We start from the raw sequence: 20404 nt of genomic DNA, 5'->3' as shown, positions 1-20404 counted from the left end.
AAATACAGATTATGAATTCGAACAAAGACGCTAATTTATCCGAAAATATAAGGCCGCACACTCACAAGATTGAAGCACTCATATTTGATCTTGACGGGGTCATCACCCAAACCCGCAAAACCCATAAAAAAGCATGGAAAGAGACATTTGATAAATTCTTCGCTGAACGCGAAAAAGAGTTCCTAAAGCAGGACTCAATGACCGAAGACGATTATCAGAATTATGTTGACGGCAAACCCCGTTATATTGGCGTACAAAGCTTCCTCGAATCCCGCAGCATCAAGCTCCCGCTTGGAAACCCCGATGATGACCCTGGTTTTGCAACCATTTGTGCGCTTGGGAACCTAAAGAACATGCTGTTTAATGAACTGGTTGAGCTGGAAGGTGTGGAGATTTATCACGATGCCATTGCTAAACTCAGGGATTGGAAAAAACAGGGAATAAAAACCGCTATTGTATCTTCCAGCAAAAACTGCCGCAATATCATCAAGGTGGCCGGGATTGAAGATTTGTTCGATACCCGTGTTGACGGAGTGGTCTCAGTAGAAATTGGCCTTAAAGGCAAACCCAATCCGGATATTTTCACAGAAGCTGCCCGAAGACTAGGGGTCAGACCCGAAAATTCTGTTGTTTTTGAAGATGCTATTTCGGGAGTACAAGCCGGCCAGCAAGGCTATTTTGGACTCGTGGTTGGTGTTAATCGTTTTAACAACAAACAAGCTTTGCTTGATAACGGTGCTGATATCACCATTGATAATTTTTCTGATCTGAACCTTTCAGATCCGGAAATTCAGGAAGCATATTTCTCCCGTCAGGGAAAACCCATTTTTCCGGGCAATGATGAAGTCTTCGAAATTCTGACCAAAAAAAAACCAGCCATTTTCCTCGATTACGACGGAACTCTTTCGCCTATAGTTCCCCGTCCTGAAGACGCCATTATTTCAAATGAGATGAAGGAAACCTTGCAGCAACTTGCCCACTTATTCACAGTGGCAATCGTAACAGGGCGCAACAAAGAAGATGTGGAAAACCTCGTTGGCCTCAACGGACTTGTTTATGCCGGCAGCCATGGCTATATCATCAGCGGTCCAAACGGGCTTTTTATGGAACATGAGGACTCAAAGAACATAATCCCAAGGCTTGATGAGATTGAAAAGGAAATTAAAAAAGAGCTGAATGAGAGAACCCAGGGCACCCAGCTCGATCGTAAGCGCTATGCCATTGGGATTCATTACCGCAATGCGCGGGAGGAAGATGAGGCTGTTGTTCATGAAATTGCAAATACAATGATCAGCAGGCATAAGGGTTTTAAAATCGGAGCTGGTAAAAAGATCCTTGAGATCAAACCCGACCTCGACTGGCATAAAGGTAAAGCCGTGGATTGGATTTTGAAAGCCTTAAAGCTATCCGGTCAAAAGGATATCATTCCCATATTCATTGGAGATGATATGACTGATGAAGATGCTTTCAATACGCTTCAGGAAAAGGGGATCGGAATCCTGGTTGGCGGGCATGGAAAGAAAACCGCTGCTACTTATGCCCTAAAGAATGTTTTTCAGGTGAAGGAATTTTTTAAGAAGCTGATTGGGATGTATGAGCTATAATCATGCAATTTATCCTGGATTACTGGTTGAATTTATTTAAAATCCAAATCATAAAAAACAAATTCAAAATAAAGTCAAATATCAAAATAAAAACCCCAAACAAGAACCAAATCTCTTTGTGAAACTTAGTGTACTTAGTGACTTAGTGGTAAAAAAAACCTTAAGAGATAATCAAATAATGAATTATGGATAACAACTGGACAGTGATCTACAAAGGCTTCGATGAAAAAGAACACCCTTTGCATGAAGCTTTATGCGCACTCGGCAATGGTTATTTTGTAACGAGGGGTGCGCTGGAAATGGCGAAGGATAATGAGTACAATTATCCGGGAACCTATCTGGCTGGTGGTTACAACCGAATGAAATCCGAAATTGAAGGAAAGATTATTGAAAATGAAGATCTGGCAAACTGGCCCAACTGGCTCTACCTCACATTTAAAATCGGCGAAGGAAAATGGTTCACACTTGAAGAAATGGAAATCCTGGAATACGAAACCCAATTACACCTTAAGCAAGGATTATTGGAGCGTAGGATGCAATTTCGTGATAAAGAGGGCCGGATCACCTTTATCAAAAGCCGCAGGATTGTGAGCATGTACAATTACCATCTGGCTGGAATTCAATGGATACTTACACCTCAGAACTGGTCGGGTCAGATTACTGTCCGATCCGGAATTGATGGTAACATTATCAATAATAATGTAGCAAGATACCGGCAATTGAATCAGAACCACATTCAAGTACTTGAGAAGGGAAGCTTTAATAAAACCAGCCATTATATGCTGAGCCAGACAAAGCAGTCGCAGATTCGCATGGCACAAGCTGTGAGAACAAATGTTTATATTAATGGCAAATCACCGGATATAACACCTGAGCTTTTCCAGGAAGAAGGATTCCTTGCCGGGGATTTCAGCTTTGAATGTATTAAGGGCACACCTGTGACTGTCGAAAAACTGGCTGCTATGTATACTTCCCGCGATTTTGCCATCAGCGATCCCCTTACCGAGGCCAAAACCAATATTGAACGTGTTGGTGAATTTTCTGAACTGGAAGAACAGCAACAGATTGCCTGGCAGCAAATCTGGGACTCCAATGACATAGAGTTCGAATCAAACGGCAGCAATGACCAGCTAGTTATACGCCTTCATATTTTCCACCTTTATCAGTCGGTTTCGCAAAACAGCATTGATTATGATATTGGTGTTCCAGCCCGTGGCTGGCATGGTGAGGCTTACCGCGGACATATTTTCTGGGACGAACTTTACATTCTTCCATTTATCAACCTGCATATGCCGCAGCTATCGCGCTCGCTGCTCATGTATCGTTACCGCCGTTTACCCGAAGCCATCCATGCTGCAAAACAGGAAGGACTTCGTGGAGCATTGTTTCCCTGGCAAAGCAGTAGCAACGGCCGCGAAGAAACGCAAAAAATTCATCTGAATCCAAAATCGGGACGCTGGCTGCCAGATGTTTCGCATCTGCAGTATCACGTCAATGCTGCCATTCCTTACAATGTGTGGCATTATTATCAGAGCACCGGTGATATGGATTTCATGCTATCTCATGGCGCTGAAATCATTGTGGCATCCGCATTATTCTGGTCTGATATCGCTCATTTTAACTCCGAACGCGGACGCTATGAGATCCATAAGGTGATGGGACCTGATGAATATCACACCCACTATCCCGATGCCGAAGAGCCAGGTCTAAACAATAATGCATATACCAATGTAATGGCTGTGTGGGTGTTACAACATGCCCTTGGATTGCTTGAAAATTTTGATCCTTCCTGCTGTATAAACCTGTCAGACAAACTGGGATTCACTGAAAAAGATTTGGAAAGATGGAAAGACATCACTGAGAAAATGTATATGCCTTTCCACGAAGATGGAATCATTATGCAGTTTGAGGGTTATGAAAATTTGAAAGAACTTGATTGGGATCACTACCACGAAAAATACGGAAAAGCATTACGCCTCGATCGCATCCTTGAGAGTGAAGGCGATTCATGCAATTACTACAAAGCCAGCAAACAAGCTGATATGCTCATGCTATTCTATCTTTTCTCAGCCGATGAGTTAGAACGAATGTTCAAGAGGCTCGGATATAAGTTCGATACAGAAACTATTCCTAAAAATATTGAATATTATCAGAAAAGAACCGCACATGGATCAACACTGAGTCAGGTGATTCATTCATGGGTTTATGCGCGTTCACATCGCGAAGAGTCGTGGAGAAGTTTTAAGGTGGCTTTGATGAGTGATTTTGAAGATGTTCAGGGTGGCACCACCCACGAAGGCATACACCTGGGCGCCATGGCAGGAACCCTGGATATTATGCAACGCTGTTATTCCGGACTTGAAATCGGCGACAATGTACTTTGGTTCAATCCACAGCTACCTGAAGATATTAAAACAATCCGTTTCAGCCTCCGGTACCGGAGCCACTGGATTAAAGTAAATATGAACCATGAAAAATTAACCATTGAGTTCGACAAAGGCTGGGCAAATCCTGTAACCATTGGAGTGAAAGGGGAAAAACACTTTTTTAGAACCAGTGACAGGAAGGAGTTTATGTTGTGATATAGTGATATAGTGATGCTGTGTTGCAGTAGCTGATTAGTTATTTTGATGGAGTGATGGAGAGACAAGAAACAAGAATCAAGAAACAAGAGACGGGGTCGAAGGACGAGGGACGAAGGGATCAGTAACCGGTAACCAGCAACCAGCAACCAGTAACCTGCAACTAGTAACCAGCAACCTAGCACTTTGAACGTTGAACTTTGAACTTTGAACTAATGACCCATCACTTCGATCCCGAAGGATCGGGACAAGCAACTCAATGACCGAGGTGCCGAACTTTGTGAACCTCGAACTTAGAACCTGGAACACTACACCAAACGTCGAACAAAATATTAACAAAAACCAAAAACAATGCGCCTGATTATAGTTTCCAACCGATTGCCTGTTTCGGTTTCAAAAAAGAACAGGGAGTTTGAATTTGAGAAAAGTGCCGGCGGACTGGTTTCCGGCCTGAGCGATTATCTGAACAGCCTTGGCAAATCCGAAACAGACATAAATGATTATATCTGGATGGGATGGCCGGGAATGACCATAGCCAAAAAAGACGAGGATTTTGTAAAAACAACAGTACAGAAGGATTATAAAGCCTCCCCGGTTTTTCTATCCCAGAAATTAATGGATAAGGTTTACCTGGGGTTCTGCAATAAGACCATCTGGCCATTGTTTCACTACTTTCCGAATTATGCAACCTTCGACAGTGAATTCTGGACGGAATACAAGCAATTGAACAAAATATTCTGCAACGAAGTGTTGAAGGTCGTAAAACCGGGCGACATCATCTGGGTTCATGATTACCATTTGATGCTGTTGCCTTTGATGTTGCGTGAAAAAGTAACAAATCCTATCGGGTTCTTCCTTCACATCCCTTTTCCAAGCTACGAGATGTTCCGTATGTTCCCAAAAGACAGCAGGAGCGAGTTGCTTGAAGGCCTTCTGGGTTCTGATCTGATTGGCTTCCATACACATGACTATTCACAGTATTTTTTGCGTTCGATCCTGCGAATTCTTGGTAAGGAAAATCACATGGGCATAGTTAACCTTCCTGACAGGGTAGTGAGAGTGGGGACTTTTCCTATGGGAATTGAGTTCAATAAATTCAATAAAATGGATGTTTCTCCTTTCATATCAGAAAAGCCTGGTCTGGATCAGCCCAAAATAGTACTCTCTGTGGACAGGCTCGACTATTCCAAAGGTATTGTGAACCGTTTGCAGGGTTTTGAACTGTTTTTAAAAAATCATCCTGAATGGCATAACAAAGTATTCTTAAATATGATAGTTGTGCCTTCTCGTACTGGGGTCACATCATACCAGGAGATTAAAAGACGACTGGATGAATTGGTGGGCAATATTAACGGGAACTATGGCAATCCTGACTGGACACCAATCATATATCAGTACACCTCATTGCCTCATAAAGAACTGATAGCCCAATACAGGCGCAGCGATGTTTCCCTGATTACACCCTTACGCGATGGGATGAACCTTGTTGCAAAAGAATATGTAGCTTCTTTAAACGATCAAAAAGGAGTGTTGATTTTAAGCGAATTCACAGGCGCAGCTAAAGAGTTGAGCGAAAGCATTATTATCAACCCAAATAATGTGGACGAAATTGCTGATGCAATATTTGATGCCTTGAGTGTCCCCGAAGAAGATCAGATAAGGTATAACCGCACCATGCAAAAGCGTCTTAAACGTTACGATGTTACAAAATGGGCTACAGATTTTGTAGACAGCCTGATAGACGTTAGCAAAATATCAAGTTATTATTCCAGGAAAAAGATTTTTGAAACAGAGGACATTGATAAGATCGTTGAACATTATCAACACGCTGAAAACAGGCTGATCATTGTAAACTATGATGGTACCCTGGCTCCTTACCAGAAAAATCCAGCCCACGCAAAACCGGATCAGGCCTTGCTTAAAATTTTGAATAATCTGAATATCATTGATCATGCCGATGTTGTAATTATCAGTAGCAGAGGAAAAGAAGACCTGGATGCATGGCTAGGCGAAATCCCAGTGAATCTGAGCGCCGAAAATGGTACCTGGCTTCGTGAAGCAAATGTCAAAAAATGGAAGCTTTTTAAACCATTATCGCCGGAGTGGAAAGAAGTAATCCTTCCCATTCTTGAAATGTACACCGATCGCCTGCCAGGGGCTAGCATTGAAGAGAGAGACTACTCCATATCATGGCTCTACCACAAAGCTGATGTGGAGCAAGCCGGATTTTTATCAAATGAAGTCATGGATCATCTTTTAAGTATTACAAACAATATCGGCGTTCAGGTGCTGCAGGGTCATAAGGTAATAGAAGTCAGCAACTCTGGGATCAACAAAGGTGAGCTGGGAATGCACTGGTTATCAAAGAAAGAGTATGACTTTGTGCTTGCCCTTGGCGCTGGCTGGGCCGATGAGTTATTGTTTCAATCCTTGCCAAAACATGCCTGGACCGTAAAGGTAGGAATGATACAAACAAATGCCCGATATGTAATTAGTGATCAGGCTGATGTTTTAGCTTTTCTGAAAAAACTGAGAAGCAGGAAGCCGTAGTTTTTGTGATGCAGTGTTGCAGTAATGCGGTGGCTGAGCTTGTCGAGGCCTGGAGTGATGGAATGATTAATTCAAAATTCAATATTTAAGATTCGCGAATCTACAAATGAAAGTTATTTAAAATTTGAAATTTTGGAATTTTGATTTTGGACTTGGGTCTTGGAATTTGGAGCTTGGAATTTGGTACTTTGATCTTTAGTCGGGGAAAACAGCTCCGGATTCCTTCATGCCTTCATTCTTGATCTCAATCCTTGTCCGCGGCAGGCATTGCGGGTATTCGCGTTGTATGAACTCAATGAGTTTTTCCCTCACAAACACCCTCAAATCCCAGGCATCAGGAGAGTTGGCAGCGCTCATCAACGCCCTTATTTCAACGGTAGTTTGTTTGGCATCAGTGATTTGAAGGACGTTTACCTGTTCATCCCAAAGCGGATTGGATTCAAGCAAGCGCGTCAGCTCCTTGCGCAGAGGTTCAAAAGGAATGGTATAATCGGTATAAATGAAAACGGTTCCAAGAATATCGGCTGATGTTCGGGTCCAGTTCTGAAAAGGCTTATCAAGAAAGTAGGTAGACGGAACTATCAGGCGACGGCTGTCCCAGATTTTTATCACAACGAAAGTAAGATTTATTTCCTCGATCCTACCCCACTCCCCTTCAACCACAACTACGTCATCAATACGGATAGGTTGTGTGAGAGCGATCTGCAGTCCGGCAAGAACCGTTCCCAGTGCTTTCTGCGCTGAAAGTCCAATAATCAATCCTGCTACACCAGCCGAGGCAAACAGGCTGATACCAATATTTTTAACCCCATCAAACAACATAAGCGTGATGGCTGTAGCAATAATTATAATTATGAATATAACTATTCTTTCAAGGATATTATACTGTGTATAGAGTTTCCGGCTTTTAAGGTTATCTGCATCACTAAGATCATACTTTCTAAGTAAATGATTTTTAGCAATGCGAATGCCAACGATAATTGCCCATGCTATGCTTATAATCCATAAAACTTCTCCAGCTTTTTTAAGGGTTCCTACAAGGCTTTCAGGTATAAAGCCTACTAAATCAGTGTAATATTGAAGAAATCCTGCCAGGATAAATAGTAAAGCAGGAATACCGAATCTTTTCAACGCTATCATAATTTCCATTCTTTTAAACAACTAACAATGTATTGTTACTCTTGTTTGACCTTCGAACCTTTCGCCATACACTATGTGTTATAAACTTCAATGTAGTACTTTTGCCCAGCCTATAGAAATTATTATGCGCATCCTATATTGGTTGTTTTCGGGATTTGCCTGGCTCGTATCTATCCTGCCGGGTTTTCTGCTTTATACATTATCAGGTTTTGCCTGCTTTGTTCTCAATAATGTAGTTGCATATCGCAAGCAGATTATCAAGGACAACCTGAGAAAAAGTTTTCCGGAGTATTCCGAAAGGGAAATATCGGCAATCACACGAACCTATTATCAACACCTGGCCGATCTTGTCATTGAAGTTATAAAAACACCAGGTTTATCAGCCGATCAGATTAAAAGCCGTTTCACTTTTCTGAACCCTGAAGTTTTGCACAATATCAAGGAGAAAGGGAAAAGTGTGATCCTGCTTACTGCCCATCTTGGCAACTGGGAATGGCTCGGACCCGGGATACAGCTCAATTTCCCCGAGTACACAGGCTTTGCAGTGATAAAGCCGCTAAGTAATCCATTTTTTGATAAGTACATCAACGATCTGCGCAGGCTTCATACAAACGATAGTATTATCCCTTTCAAACAAACGCTACGTTATATGATCAGGAATAAAGATAAGCTTACTTTGACCCTGTTTGCAGCAGATCAAACACCACATAAAAGTGAAATAGGCTTTCAAACTTATTTCCTGAACCGCCAGACACCCTATTTCACTGGCTTCGAGAAAATTGCAAAAATGCTTGATCAGGCAGTGGTGTTTGCGAACGTTTACAGGACCCGGCGCGGGCATTATGAAGTTGAATTTCAATTAATCTCCGAACGCCCGGCAGAAACCGGAGAATATGAAATAACACTTAAATACGTCCGTTTACTCGAAAAAGCGATCCGTGAGCGGCCATACAACTGGTTGTGGTCGCACCGCCGCTGGAAATATGCTCCCAAACCGGAATCTGTAAAATCTTCAACATAATGGTTAAAGTATCTGTAGTTATTCTGAACTGGAATGGGAAGAAATTCCTGGAAAAATTTCTTCCAGGCGTTATTGAACACAGCAAAAACTACGCAGATATTATCATTGCCGACAATGCTTCAAGCGATGATTCAGTAGAATTTCTTACAGCCAACTTTCCGGAAATCAGGATAATTCAGAATGAAACCAACGGTGGGTTCGCAAAAGGCTATAACGATGCACTTTCTCAGGTAAACAGTGAGTATTATGTGTTGCTTAATTCCGATATTGAAGTTACAGCCAACTGGATCAAGCCTGTGATAGATTTGATGGAAAAAGACAGGCAGATTGCAGCATGTCAGCCCAAACTGCTGGCCTTTTATAAGCGTTCTCATTTTGAATATGCCGGCGCTGCAGGTGGATTTATTGATCGCTTTGGCTATCCTTTTTGCCGGGGAAGGATATTTCAGGAAATTGAAGAAGACCGCGGACAGTATGATAACGAGGCTGAGGTTTTCTGGGCAACAGGTGCATGTTTGTTTGTAAGAGCCGAATTGTATCATCGTTTTGGAGGCTTCGACAATGACTTTTTCGCTCATATGGAGGAAATAGACCTTTGCTGGCGATTGAAAAATGCCGGTTATAAAATCATGTATTGTCCCGATGCTGTTGTTTACCACGTTGGTGGCGGTACGCTTCCGAAAAAATCTTCGCTGAAAACCTACCTGAATTTCAGGAACAACCTCACGCTGATTTTTAAGAATATTCCTTCCGGAAAAATATTTCAGACATTTATTACACGCTGGGCCCTGGATTGGGTGGCCGCATTAAAATTTCTTGCTGCTGGAGGATTAGCTGATTTTCTTGCTGTGCTGAGAGCTCACTGGTTTTTTATTTTCAATGTAAGATCGCAGTTAAGCAAGCGCCGCAAGTTAACACAGTCGGAAGTTTCGGGAGTTTACAAAAGAAACCTGGTGGTGGATCATTATGTTAGGAAAAAGAAGCGCTTCAGCGATCTCAACCAAGCCGATTTTACTCAATAGTTTCAGGAAGTCTAAAATCATTTATCAAGCTTTCGGCGGCCAGTAAATAGCCATAAAGACCAAAGCCACACAAATATCCTTTTGCATTAGGGGAAATAAAGGAGTGATGCCTGAATTCTTCCCTTGTAAATACATTGCTGAGATGTACTTCAATAACCGGAGATTCAATGGCTTTTACTGCATCGCCTATAGCAACAGAAGTATGGGTGTATGCACCAGCATTCAAAATAATTCCTCTGGCTGAAAAACCATATTCATGCAGTTTATCAATGAGTTCGCCTTCAATATTGCTCTGAAAATACACAAACTTAACCTTGGCGTAAAGTTGCTTTAAAGAAACCAGCAAATCATCAAAGGTTCGAACCCCATAAACTTCAGGCTCCCTGCGTCCGGTGAGATTAAGGTTGGGGCCGTTCAGAATAAGAATTGTCATGTAGTTGGATTGCTTAGGTTGGCAAAATTAGGTTTTTTTGCGATGCAGTAGAAATGTGATACTGTGATACAGTAATGCCAACTGAACATCAGTTCGCCTGACTAGCGCTCATCTGGATGGATGTATTTGCGCAAACAGCAATAAAGGCTACCTGACTTAGTCGCATGGTTCGCAAAAAAAGATATCTTTGCAATACGCCGTACCTTGACGTCAGATTCTTCTCTTTCCAAAAAATTTATTTCATTTTCTTTTAAACCCCTGCGTATGCATTGGATAGATCTTCTCATTTTTATTGTCTACATGATCCTGGTTCTTGGTGTTGGATTTTACTTCCTTCGCCGCAATGTAACTACCGACGATTATTATGTTGGTGGGAGAAAAATGAGCAGCTTTCACGTAGGCTTGTCGGTTGTGGCAACCGATGTAGGTGGTGGGTTTTCTATCGGACTTGGTGGATTGGGATTTATTATGGGTTTATCAGGTTCATGGATGCTTTTTACGGGTTTGATAGGCGCCTGGCTCAGCGCTGTGGTACTTATTCCAAGAGTTGCAAAACTTACACAGCGTTTCAAACTGCTTACTTTTCCGCAAATATTTGAACATCTTTTTTCAAGGGAAGTCGCTATTCTCGCAGGCGTAGTATCGGCCATCGGGTATATTGGATTTACAAGTTCTCAATTGCTGGCTGGGGCAAAACTTGCTTCGGCTACATTTGAGTCATTGGATCTTCAAACTGCTTTGATTATCATGGGCGTTATTGCAGTGCTGTACACTGTTATGGGTGGTATGAAAGCCGTTATTTACACCGACACTATTCAATGGATTATTCTGATGGCAGGTCTGATTGGCATAGGCATTCCGCTAGGATATCATGCCATCGGCGGATATGAAGCTATCGTGGCCACTTTGCCAGGTGAGTTTTTGAAATTCAATAATGTAAGCTGGCAAACCATTGTGAACTGGGCTGTTACTATCATCCCGATATGGTTCGTAGGAATGACCCTTTACCAGCGTATCTATGCCACAAAAGATGCAAAAACGGCACAGCGGGCATGGTATTTTGCCGGATTACTGGAATGGCCTCTTATGGCATTTATGGGTGTTTTGCTGGGACTCTTTGCCAGGGTTGGATTTGAGAATGGTATGTTTACAGAGCTTGGTTTTGCTCCAGGTTCTGATATAGATGCGGAAATGGGCTTGCCACTGTTTTTAAGGTCTATTCTGCCAGTTGGGCTAATGGGTTTGATGATGTCGGCTTATTTTTCAGCCATCATGTCAACGGCTGATAGTTGCCTGATGGCTGCTTCCGGTAACCTGCTCACCGATATCCTTCAAAAGTTTTTCAAAATCTCAAATGATCATAAGACCATTTTGCGGTTTTCGCAGATACTCACCCTTGTAATCGGAATAATGGCTCTTCTACTGGCTTCTGCTATGGAAAATGTGCTGGAACTGATGCTGTATTCCTATGCTTTCATGGTGAGTGGATTGTTTGTGCCGGTGCTTGCCGGCCTCTTTTGGAAACGCACTACATCCCTAGCTGCATTTATTTCTATGCTTGCCGGTGGGGGCACTACCCTTTTTCTCACCATAGCTAATTTCAGGCTTCCTTTTGATCTGGATCCTAATATCTTTGGTATAAGTATAGCTGCAGTGATGATCATTGCAATATCATTTACCTGGCCAAAGTACGAGCGATCATACAGTTAAAAACTGCCTGTTTTTGAGCACTCAGGATGTTTTCTTATTCATTGCCTGCCTTGATGCCTGCAGGGCTGTGTCTTTTGCTCTGAGTCGCAAAACATAATCATCAGCCTCTTTTTGGCTATCGGCATAAACCCACATGCGTTTATCAGGAAGGTAAATTGAGATTTTACCTTTAATGCTGCCATTGCATTGGTTTTTTTCTTGTTTCATGTTCTTTTAATTAGCTACAGGAAAGATATCGCAATCAGGAATATTTTGATAAGAGGGTGAATTATCCTGGTGGCGATGTAATAATCATTATTTATCGTTCCTGCAAATGTAATGAAATATATTGAATTTCAACTTAATAATAAGTTTTTAAATTATGCCTGATCATATCAGGAAATGCCAATCTATGAGAGGATTATTTCGGATTTTTGACTGAATAGATCATTCAAATAAACATTTCGGGCACAAAAAAACCCCATATTTCAGGGGTAAGGTGGGGTGGCTAATGGGATTTGAACCCACGACCCCCAGAACCACAATCTGGTGCTCTAACCAACTGAGCTATAACCACCGTATTAAGGAGTGCAAAAATAGTATAAAATCTTTTCCACACTAAGGTTTATTGCAGATTTTTTAACCATTCACAATTATTCTTAGTTTTGCCTTTCTTAAGCCAAGCCATCCGGATGTTCCGAAAAAAAGCCTTTGCTTCGTCGCAGTCGCCCCAGCGCTTAAGCTGGAAGTTCCTGTTCCACAACAGGCTCACCTTTGCAGCCACGTGTTGCATTTTGCTTGCAGTGTTGATTGCAGTGCTTGGTTATTTGATCACACCCGACGGTTCGCCATTTGCCAATAACCAGTACATCGAAATATCAGCCCAGCCACCAGGGTTCAGGGTAAATATGCTGAAGCTAAAACGCAACGATGTTCCGGAACGTCAGCACTGGTTCAAAACAATGCTTTACGGAAAAAGAAGTGATTATTCTTTGATCCCGTTCAACGACTATTATTTCGATAACGATAAAATCATAATTACGGAATTTGACCCCTTCCCTACTGAGGTTCCCAGGGAATATCAATTTCATCTCGCCGATGTTGCCTTTGCCCTTCCACCTGATTTTGTAAACGGAGAAATCTCCAATGATTCGATCCGGTTTGTTGATGCCGCTGGCCAGCAACAAACTTATAAAATCCTTGATTTGCAAAATCTTGTACGGGATAGACACCTTGTAAAACACATATTTCTGTTGGGTTCCGACCGCTATGGCCGCGATATGATCAGCCAGTTAATGATTGGAACGCGAGTAAGCCTTTCAGTGGGTTTTATTTCGGTCATCATTTCGTTGGTGATCGGAATTTTTATTGGAGCCATTGGTGGTTATTTCAAAGGCTGGATTGACACTTTTGTCGTTTGGCTGATCAATGTAGTTTGGTCTATTCCCACACTGCTGCTGGTTATTGCCATCACTTTTGCGTTGGGTAAAGGGTTTTGGCAGGTATTTGTTGCGGTAGGATTAACCATGTGGGTTGAAGTAGCAAGGATCGTAAGAGGTCAGGTTCTTTCAATCCGCGAAAAGGAATATGTTGAAGCGGCCAGGGCGCTTGGGTTCAGACATTGGCGCATCATCACAAAACATATCCTGCCCAATGTCCTTGGTCCGGTGATTGTAATTTCTGCAGCTAACTTCGCATCTGCAATTTTGATTGAAGCCGGGCTGAGTTTTCTGGGCATTGGCGTACAACCTCCCATGCCGTCGTGGGGAACGATGATCAAGGAAAACTATGCGTATATTATTCTCGATAAAGCATATCTGGCTATTCTTCCAGGTCTCGCCATCATGGTTATGGTGTTAAGTTTTATGATTATTGGCAACAGCCTGCGAAATGCATTGGATATTAAAATGGTTGAAAAGCCAGGGCGATTGCAGGCTTAACGGAAGATCGGGCTGCAACATGAAATGCTAAAATCCCTGACTAAATCTCTTCCACAGTGCAATCAGCTTCACCCGCATAAACCAATAATCCTTTTACAACAACCTGATCATAAATGCCTTTAATTAACTCCATATACTGTTGGAGCTGTGCTTTATGGATTGTCCGGGGCAGCCCTGTTTTAAACTCAATTACATGTACCAGTTGATCGTCAATGAAAACACGATCAGGCCGGAAAATTTCCCCGCCAGGCAAAAGGATTTCAGGTTCGGACAATACCTTGCTGCTTCCGGAAAAGAATTTTTCAAGCTTAGGGTGATTTATGATTTCTGTCATTGTTTTCCGAACCCTTTCATGATCCGCAGAAGGAATTTTGCCATTTAAAACAAAATTCCCAAGTACCTGATCCAAATCTTCTTTCTTGCGAACCGCGGCCAGCAATTCGTGCACATGGGTTCCAAAGCTGATGGCCACTTCAGTTTCGTCATCAAGCCACTGGCTTCGATCTCTGCTGCTTGTTATCAATTTCTGTTGCCAGTGTTTTAAAGGTTGTTTACCCGTGATCTGAAAAAACAGATTTTCTTCGTCTTTGTGTTTCGGAATATACTTTCGTTCAAGTTTTTGTGAGTACTTCCAGGGTTCACCTTTTGAAAAATCAAATTGCGGATCGAAACTATGGATGAAATCAAACAGGAAAACTGGCAGGCAATTGGTTTCTGTTTTTTTATCGTCAACCAAAGTGGTCATGATATACAGGCGTTCTTCGGCTCTTGTGAATACTACGTAAATCAGGTTCACAAGATCAAGAAGTGATTTGTCGTTTTCTTCGTCTTTGATATTTTCGAACAAAGTGCCACCCAGGCTTTTGACCGGCAACCTTGCAGTTTGCAGCTTTTCAAGTATAGGATCATTCAGATCAACCCAAACATTGTCAACTGTGAACCTTTGCAAAGCAGTTGCAAAAGGGAAAATAACAACCGGAAATTCCAAACCCTTTGCCTTATGGATCGTCATCACTTTTACGGCATCAAGGCTTTCAGGAAAAATCACAGAAATACTTTTGCCTTTTTCATCCCACCAGTTTTGTAATTCGTTGATAGCTATAGATTTTTTCGAAACCGCTGTGTGCAAACCATTCAGGAAAAATTGCAGGTAAATATCGTCCTGAGCCGAAAGTTTGAGTACACGGATCAGTTCTTCAGCCAGATCGTAAAGCGGAAGGTGCATTAAGAATTTCCGGGAAAAATGAATCCCACCTTGTTGCAATAATGATTCGAAAGCATGAAGGCTGAACGATTTGGTTCGCTTTCCTTCGGTTTCAGCAAGATGAACCTGCGGAATCAAATCATTCAGGGTCGAACCATCAAAAACGTTTTTCTGGCTAAGGATTGCAAGCGCTTCGGGGTAAGCAAGCTGATCGCTGGCATTGGCTATGATGCGGAGCATGCAAACCACCAACCGGACGTTTTCAGCAAAACCAAGCAGCAAAGATTCAGATGAAATAACCTTGATCCCATTCAAAAGTAAATGATTGGCCACCGTGGAGCCTTGCTTATTGGTGCGGCATAAAATTGTAATATCGCGAAGGCTGAAATTGTCCTCGGTTAGTTCAGCAATTAAGCCTGGTAAACGATCAAGCATCAATTGTTCGCAATCCTCTTTAGGGTAGAAAAAATCAACCTGCACAAAACCACCGGATTTTAACGGATTATACTGCTGATTGAGCGAATCATACACGGATTTGTATTGGGGAGCGAGCCGGTTGGCAAGATGCTGAAAAAATTGATTGTTAAATTCAACAATGGCCTTGTGCGAACGCCAGTTTACAGGCAGTACTTGATTTTCGTAATTGTTTACAAGAGTCTGCTCGCGCAATGCATTGATTATTGATTGGTTTGGGGGCAGTTTCGGCAAAGCAATAAATTGATCTACCTCTCCACCACGCCAACGGTAAATGGCTTGCTTGGCATCACCAACCACGAGGTTCAAATAATCCTCTGAAAGCGCATTTTCAACAAGTGGCAAGAGATTTTGCCATTGCAACACCGAAGTATCCTGGAACTCATCTATCATAAGGTGATGGTATTTCTCACCGAGGCGCTCATATATATAAGGAATGGTTTCGGTTTGTGTAACAGCGGCAATAATACGGTTGAACTCGCTTATCGGCAAAATCCTGTCTTCGTTCCTGATTTCTTCCAGGATGCTTTCAATACTTCCCAACACAGCCATCGGATAAAGATGCCTGAGCAACAATTTCAAAGTCGTGTAGCGCTGCACCGAACTATCAATCAACTCTCTCGATTGCTGATAAAAATCAATCAGCCGGGGTGCAACTTCCTCTATTTTTTGCTTAATGTCCGGTTGTTGTTTTTTAGAAGTCCAGGCTCCATCATTCACTGCAGCAAGTATTCGCGAACTTGGTTGAGCCAGGTCTGAGACCTGTTTGTTGGCCATTTTCAGGAAATAAGATGGCGGCCCGTTTTTACCATAAGCGAAATCTTCAATGCCAATTCCCTGATTATTTATCAATTCCAGCGCTTCGACCCCAATTTTGCCCACCTTGGTTTCAAGCTCTTTTAACCAGTGGTTAATCCTATTATAATAAACCTGGTAATCGTTGTAATCCATTGCTTTCAGCGCATCGCGTTGTTGCATGCCATCTTCCCGGAACAATGCTTCAGCGGCTTCATTCAGGTCATTTTCAATACGCCAGCTTTTATCGTCTTCGGTTTTTGTTTCCAGGTAGCGAACCAGCAAATCCGTTAACTCTTTATCTGATCCTGACTGATCAATCAAACGGTCAACGGCACGCATGCGAAGCTGTTCAACGTCCAGTTCAACTTCGTAATTCATTGGCAAACTGAGATCGAGGGAGAATGTTCGGATCACCCGCTGCATGAAACTGTCAATGGTGGCAGCAGATAAATCAGAATAGTTGTGCAGGATATTGCTGATGACCAACACAGCCCGCTGGTGTATAATTTCTTCTGTGAACCCGGTTTCAGCCATAATCTTAGCGACCATTGTTTTCGCGGCTTCTGTCCACTCTCCGGGAGGTTTGGCGAGACCAACGAGACTGTTCACAATGCGGCTTTTCATTTCGTTCGCCGCCTTATTGGTAAAGGTTATGGCTAGGATGTTCCGGTAATGGTTCGGATTAACAATCACCAATTGAAGAAACTCCCTCACAAGTGTGAAGGTTTTTCCTGAACCTGCAGATGATTTATAAACCTGGAATTTTCTCTGGGCCATCTCAGTTGACAAGCAATTTACGGATGCTTGTTTGGGTTGGGTTACTGGTTCTGACAAAATATACGCCGGGTGGCAAATGGTTTACTGAAATTTTCCGGATATTTTTTCCGGCATTGAGAAATTCCTGATACGGCTTGCCTTGCAGTCTTCCCGCCAGATCATACACCTCAATACTGGTCATGCCACTGTGAACCAGTGATAACTCAGCATAAAAGTAATCATGTGTTGGGTTCGGAAAAATGCGCGCTACATTTACCTGAAACACCAGATTCTCAACACTGGTAATGAGCCGCACTGAGTCAATATAACGGGCGGTAAGCAGCGGCCCTTCTTCATCAATTTGCATAACAGGGATTCCCATATTATTGGCCAGCCATTTGTATTCAATAAATGAACGGTTTAAACCCTGCCCGAAGGAAATTGAATCAATATAAATACTATCGTAAGTGGTAAGGAACGATTTTACCCTGATTGCCTGGAATTCTCCATAAGGCGTTGTCACGGTTCCCCAGGCATCAACATGATTTACCCGTTTGCGGGTAGTTTCAAGATAACCAATATCAGGCAATGACAGGTTAAATGAAGATTCAGAACTGTCAGCACTCAGGTATGTTACCGGGAAGTTGAAGTATACATCCGGGTTATCGTACTTAAGTGGTAGTGGGATTCCACTAAAGGTAAACGCAACCCCGGCATTGCCAAAGAAATCATTTGTTTCACGGAAGAACTGGTAAACATCAGTAAGATCAACTCCAGGTACGAGGTCAAAACCAGAAACCGGGGAGGCTATTGAGGCAACTAGTGGATTAAACACTATTTGATATGTAAACGGTAAGGTGTTGATACTGACGAAAGTGTCCACGGTTTGAAGGCCGGGCAACAAATCGCTGAAATCCCAGGAAATGTTTGCCCCTGCCTGTTCGTAATTAATAGCCCCGATAGCTGCTGTAAAGCTAGTACGAATTGTATCTCCGGTATCTGGCATATCATTCCTGGTGATGGTAACCTGTGCCTTTAGCGACATACTAAGTAAAGCTGCAAAGGCAAAAACTGGTAGAATTTTTTTCATTGAGGTAGGTATTGGTCTGGTAAAAATAACAATTATACGTTCGGCTATGATTAATCAACAGAAGAATTATTTGCCGGCGTTTGTGGTAGATAGGCTCCATTGCGGGCAGCAGGAGAATCTTTGTCAATGAGAATCTTTTTACGGGGTGTAAACAGATCTATAAAACGATCGAATTCGCGTCGGTAAAAAGCGCCGACACCCTGCGTATAGGGTGCATCGCGTCTTGTAATTTCCATATCGTTATATTTATTGAAAGCCCTGACCCTGAACCTTCCATCTCGTGTGATTTTCACTTCCACATTGATATCTCCAATGATGTTGCTGGCATTTTGCTGTGATTGCTGATCGCCCATCATACCAAGATTTCCATCAATAGAAACCCTATCGTCAAATAACTGTGTTGAAAGGGCAAGTTCCAGTTCCTCGGATGAGAGCTGATCGCCGGGGCGATAATTTACGCCTATATCAAAGTCTTTGCTGATCTGAGAGAGCCAACTGTTGAGCTGATTTGAAAGTAATTCGAAAGAAGAACTGCCTAGCGTGGAAGCCAGGTTGGTTTGATCGGTGCTAAAGTTAAAACTGTTCAGAACCAGGAGTGAGATCATTTGCCTGTTCATGACCACTTCATTGGTAGTATCAATAGCGCTAAAGACCTGGCGTTGAATTTCTTCATCCACACTGGGCAAGCGAATACCAAATGAAATTTCCGGGTTCATCAAATTATTCTTTAATGTTATTATGCAGTCAACCGGAAAACGCCCTTCCTGGCTGATGTTCGGCAGGCTGTTAAGCGTCACCCGTGTGCGATAAACTGCCTGTATATTGATGTCTGCATTGTAAGGATCGCCACTCCAGCGGATGATCCCGCCCGGCAAAAGTGAAAAAGTGCGGTTGATCATTTTTTGAAGGGTGAACAGAAATGTTCCCTGATTCGTCAAGTAATCGCCATACATAGTGAAGTCGCCGGCAGTGTTATAGAACATTTGCATGTTACCGCTACCCGTGCTGCGGATATTCCCCATCTGGTAAGGCAGGAAAATCTGAATTTCAGCATCACGTGTGATTTCTACGTCCATGCCAAGCGAGAAAGAAGAAGGTGCTCTTTCTTCTATGACAATATCCACAGTATCGGTATCTGGATTTGTAAAAACTATGAAGTCGTTTTCAGCAACATCCACGGCGAAGCTGATGGGGATGGCAATATAAGTTTCGGGCCCTGTACGCACCCTGACATCGGTTTTAAGATCATTAAATGGCCCTGCCATTGTAAATGTACCTGATGCAAAAGCATCACCGTAAAACATGCTATTGTCCGAAACCGAAGTTTGCAAGCCGGCAAGATTATTGGCCTGTACCTGAAGATCCATCCGCCAGTCGGATAAGTTGCTATGTGTGAATAGCAGTTTGGCTGTTCCTGAATTCCCGTATTGATCGAAGATGTTGACATTATCTGCCCAAATCTTGTCTTTTTCGATAGTGATAACATCGGCAATGGAATAATAGACATTGGAAAAATCAACCTTGAACTCGGTACGCATTAAAGAAACACTACCACTAACATCCGGAGTTTTCAAAAGACCTTTGATCAACACATTGCCGCTGGCCAATCCCCTGATATCTGAAAGAATACCATCCAGGAAAGGTTCCACAATCTCAAGCTTAAGATTAAACAATTGCAGCTCAAGATCCAGATTCTCTGTTTCACTCTCGGGGTAATAAAAGCCCTGTAATCTGAATGGAATGATCGTTCCAACATTGCCGGTATACTTTATTTGAGAGTCAACCCATACCGATTTTGTGGCTGGATCCCATGAGGTGTTGAGATGAAGATCACCAAGCCGCTCATGGTTCAAATGAAAATCATCAATGATAAGATCAGCAAGCATGTTTGGGTTCTCATACAATTCCATCAAATCAACATTGCCGTTGATCAAACCACTGATGTCAAAGTCGGTGTTTTTAAGCAGAACATCAAGATTGGCAAGATTCCATTGTTCAAAATCTATAGAAAGTTTCTCGACAGGATCGTTGGAAACTTTGCCATGTATCATGATTTTCTCGCTATCGTTTTGCAGGACGAGCTGATTTATGTGAATTGCAG

Annotated in this window: 13 protein-coding genes and 1 tRNA gene; 7 read left to right on the top strand and 7 right to left on the bottom strand. The window is 42.5% G+C overall.

Annotation, left to right across the window (positions count from 1 at the left end):
- Positions 1-11 precede the first annotated feature (11 nt).
- The 3 genes from otsB (at position 12) to IH597_10775 (ending at position 6736) form a co-directional block, all read left to right on the top strand.
- A complete protein-coding gene (otsB, locus tag IH597_10785) occupies positions 12-1604 on the top strand; it encodes a trehalose-phosphatase (GenBank protein MBE0662939.1) in 1593 nt (530 codons plus the stop codon).
- A gap of 185 nt (positions 1605-1789) precedes the next feature.
- A complete protein-coding gene (locus tag IH597_10780; protein MBE0662938.1) occupies positions 1790-4186 on the top strand; it encodes a glycoside hydrolase family 65 protein in 2397 nt (798 codons plus the stop codon).
- A gap of 351 nt (positions 4187-4537) precedes the next feature.
- Positions 4538-6736: a bifunctional alpha,alpha-trehalose-phosphate synthase (UDP-forming)/trehalose-phosphatase gene (locus IH597_10775; protein ID MBE0662937.1), complete on the top strand. Its 2199-nt coding sequence runs from the start codon at positions 4538-4540 to the stop codon at positions 6734-6736.
- Between the two features lie 195 nt (positions 6737-6931).
- On the opposite strand, the gene IH597_10770 is transcribed toward IH597_10775, so the two are convergent.
- On the bottom strand, positions 6932-7876 hold the full coding sequence (locus IH597_10770) for a mechanosensitive ion channel (protein ID MBE0662936.1): 945 nt from the start codon (positions 7874-7876) through the stop codon (positions 6932-6934).
- Positions 7877-8000: 124 nt separating this feature from the next.
- Between IH597_10770 and IH597_10765 the strand changes: the two genes are divergently transcribed.
- Positions 8001-8897 (top strand): lysophospholipid acyltransferase family protein, encoded by an 897-nt coding sequence (locus IH597_10765; GenBank protein MBE0662935.1) that lies wholly within the window; start codon positions 8001-8003, stop codon positions 8895-8897.
- The gene (locus IH597_10760; protein ID MBE0662934.1) at positions 8897-9919 is read left to right on the top strand and encodes a glycosyltransferase family 2 protein; all 1023 of its coding nucleotides are present in this window, start codon (positions 8897-8899) and stop codon (positions 9917-9919) included. The genes IH597_10765 and IH597_10760 overlap by 1 nt, the downstream gene beginning before the upstream one ends.
- Here IH597_10760 and aroQ read toward each other — a convergent pair.
- Entirely contained in the window at positions 9909-10352 is a 444-nt protein-coding gene (gene aroQ, locus IH597_10755) for a type II 3-dehydroquinate dehydratase (GenBank protein ID MBE0662933.1), read from the bottom strand. The two genes, IH597_10760 and aroQ, sit on opposite strands and share 11 nt — an antisense overlap.
- A 264-nt stretch (positions 10353-10616) precedes the next feature.
- On the opposite strand from aroQ, the gene IH597_10750 reads away from it, so the two are divergent.
- A complete protein-coding gene (locus IH597_10750; GenBank protein ID MBE0662932.1) occupies positions 10617-12062 on the top strand; it encodes a sodium:solute symporter family protein in 1446 nt (481 codons plus the stop codon).
- Positions 12063-12083: 21 nt separating this feature from the next.
- On the opposite strand, the gene IH597_10745 is transcribed toward IH597_10750, so the two are convergent.
- Entirely contained in the window at positions 12084-12269 is a 186-nt protein-coding gene (locus IH597_10745; GenBank protein MBE0662931.1) for a hypothetical protein, read from the bottom strand.
- 272 nt (positions 12270-12541) lie between these two features.
- Positions 12542-12618 (bottom strand) — tRNA-His (locus tag IH597_10740).
- 115 nt (positions 12619-12733) lie between these two features.
- On the opposite strand from IH597_10740, the gene IH597_10735 reads away from it, so the two are divergent.
- Entirely contained in the window at positions 12734-13981 is a 1248-nt protein-coding gene (locus IH597_10735; GenBank protein MBE0662930.1) for an ABC transporter permease, read from the top strand.
- Positions 13982-14021: 40 nt separating this feature from the next.
- Here IH597_10735 and IH597_10730 read toward each other — a convergent pair whose 3' ends face one another.
- From IH597_10730 to IH597_10720, 3 genes are all read right to left on the bottom strand, one after another.
- Positions 14022-17234 carry a UvrD-helicase domain-containing protein gene (locus tag IH597_10730; protein MBE0662929.1) on the bottom strand — a complete coding sequence of 1071 codons (3213 nt, stop codon included), beginning with the start codon at positions 17232-17234 and terminating at the stop codon, positions 14022-14024.
- A gap of 1 nt (position 17235) precedes the next feature.
- Positions 17236-18303 (bottom strand): T9SS type A sorting domain-containing protein, encoded by a 1068-nt coding sequence (locus IH597_10725; GenBank protein MBE0662928.1) that lies wholly within the window; start codon positions 18301-18303, stop codon positions 17236-17238.
- A 50-nt stretch (positions 18304-18353) separates the two neighbouring features.
- Positions 18354-20404: translocation/assembly module TamB domain-containing protein (locus IH597_10720; GenBank protein MBE0662927.1), on the bottom strand; the 2051-nt coding region annotated here is incomplete at its 5' end.

This window comes from Bacteroidales bacterium (assembly GCA_014860575.1).
In the GTDB taxonomy this organism is placed as follows: Bacteria; Bacteroidota; Bacteroidia; order Bacteroidales; family JAAYJT01; genus JAAYJT01.
This window is presented reverse-complemented; position numbering and strand designations above follow the sequence as displayed.

What these genes read in the sequence shown, in the direction of transcription:
- otsB (MBE0662939.1), top strand. Translation starts at nt 12, where the DNA reads ATGAATTCGAACAAAGACGCTAATTTATCCGAAAATATAAGGCCGCAC.
- IH597_10780 (MBE0662938.1), top strand. Translation starts at nt 1,790, where the DNA reads ATGGATAACAACTGGACAGTGATCTACAAAGGCTTCGATGAAAAAGAA.
- IH597_10775 (MBE0662937.1), top strand. Translation starts at nt 4,538, where the DNA reads ATGCGCCTGATTATAGTTTCCAACCGATTGCCTGTTTCGGTTTCAAAA.
- IH597_10770 (MBE0662936.1), bottom strand. Translation starts at nt 7,876, where the DNA reads ATGATAGCGTTGAAAAGATTCGGTATTCCTGCTTTACTATTTATCCTG.
- IH597_10765 (MBE0662935.1), top strand. Translation starts at nt 8,001, where the DNA reads ATGCGCATCCTATATTGGTTGTTTTCGGGATTTGCCTGGCTCGTATCT.
- IH597_10760 (MBE0662934.1), top strand. Translation starts at nt 8,897, where the DNA reads ATGGTTAAAGTATCTGTAGTTATTCTGAACTGGAATGGGAAGAAATTC.
- aroQ (MBE0662933.1), bottom strand. Translation starts at nt 10,352, where the DNA reads ATGACAATTCTTATTCTGAACGGCCCCAACCTTAATCTCACCGGACGC.
- IH597_10750 (MBE0662932.1), top strand. Translation starts at nt 10,617, where the DNA reads ATGCATTGGATAGATCTTCTCATTTTTATTGTCTACATGATCCTGGTT.
- IH597_10745 (MBE0662931.1), bottom strand. Translation starts at nt 12,269, where the DNA reads ATGAAACAAGAAAAAAACCAATGCAATGGCAGCATTAAAGGTAAAATC.
- IH597_10735 (MBE0662930.1), top strand. Translation starts at nt 12,734, where the DNA reads ATGTTCCGAAAAAAAGCCTTTGCTTCGTCGCAGTCGCCCCAGCGCTTA.
- IH597_10730 (MBE0662929.1), bottom strand. Translation starts at nt 17,234, where the DNA reads ATGGCCCAGAGAAAATTCCAGGTTTATAAATCATCTGCAGGTTCAGGA.
- IH597_10725 (MBE0662928.1), bottom strand. Translation starts at nt 18,303, where the DNA reads ATGAAAAAAATTCTACCAGTTTTTGCCTTTGCAGCTTTACTTAGTATG.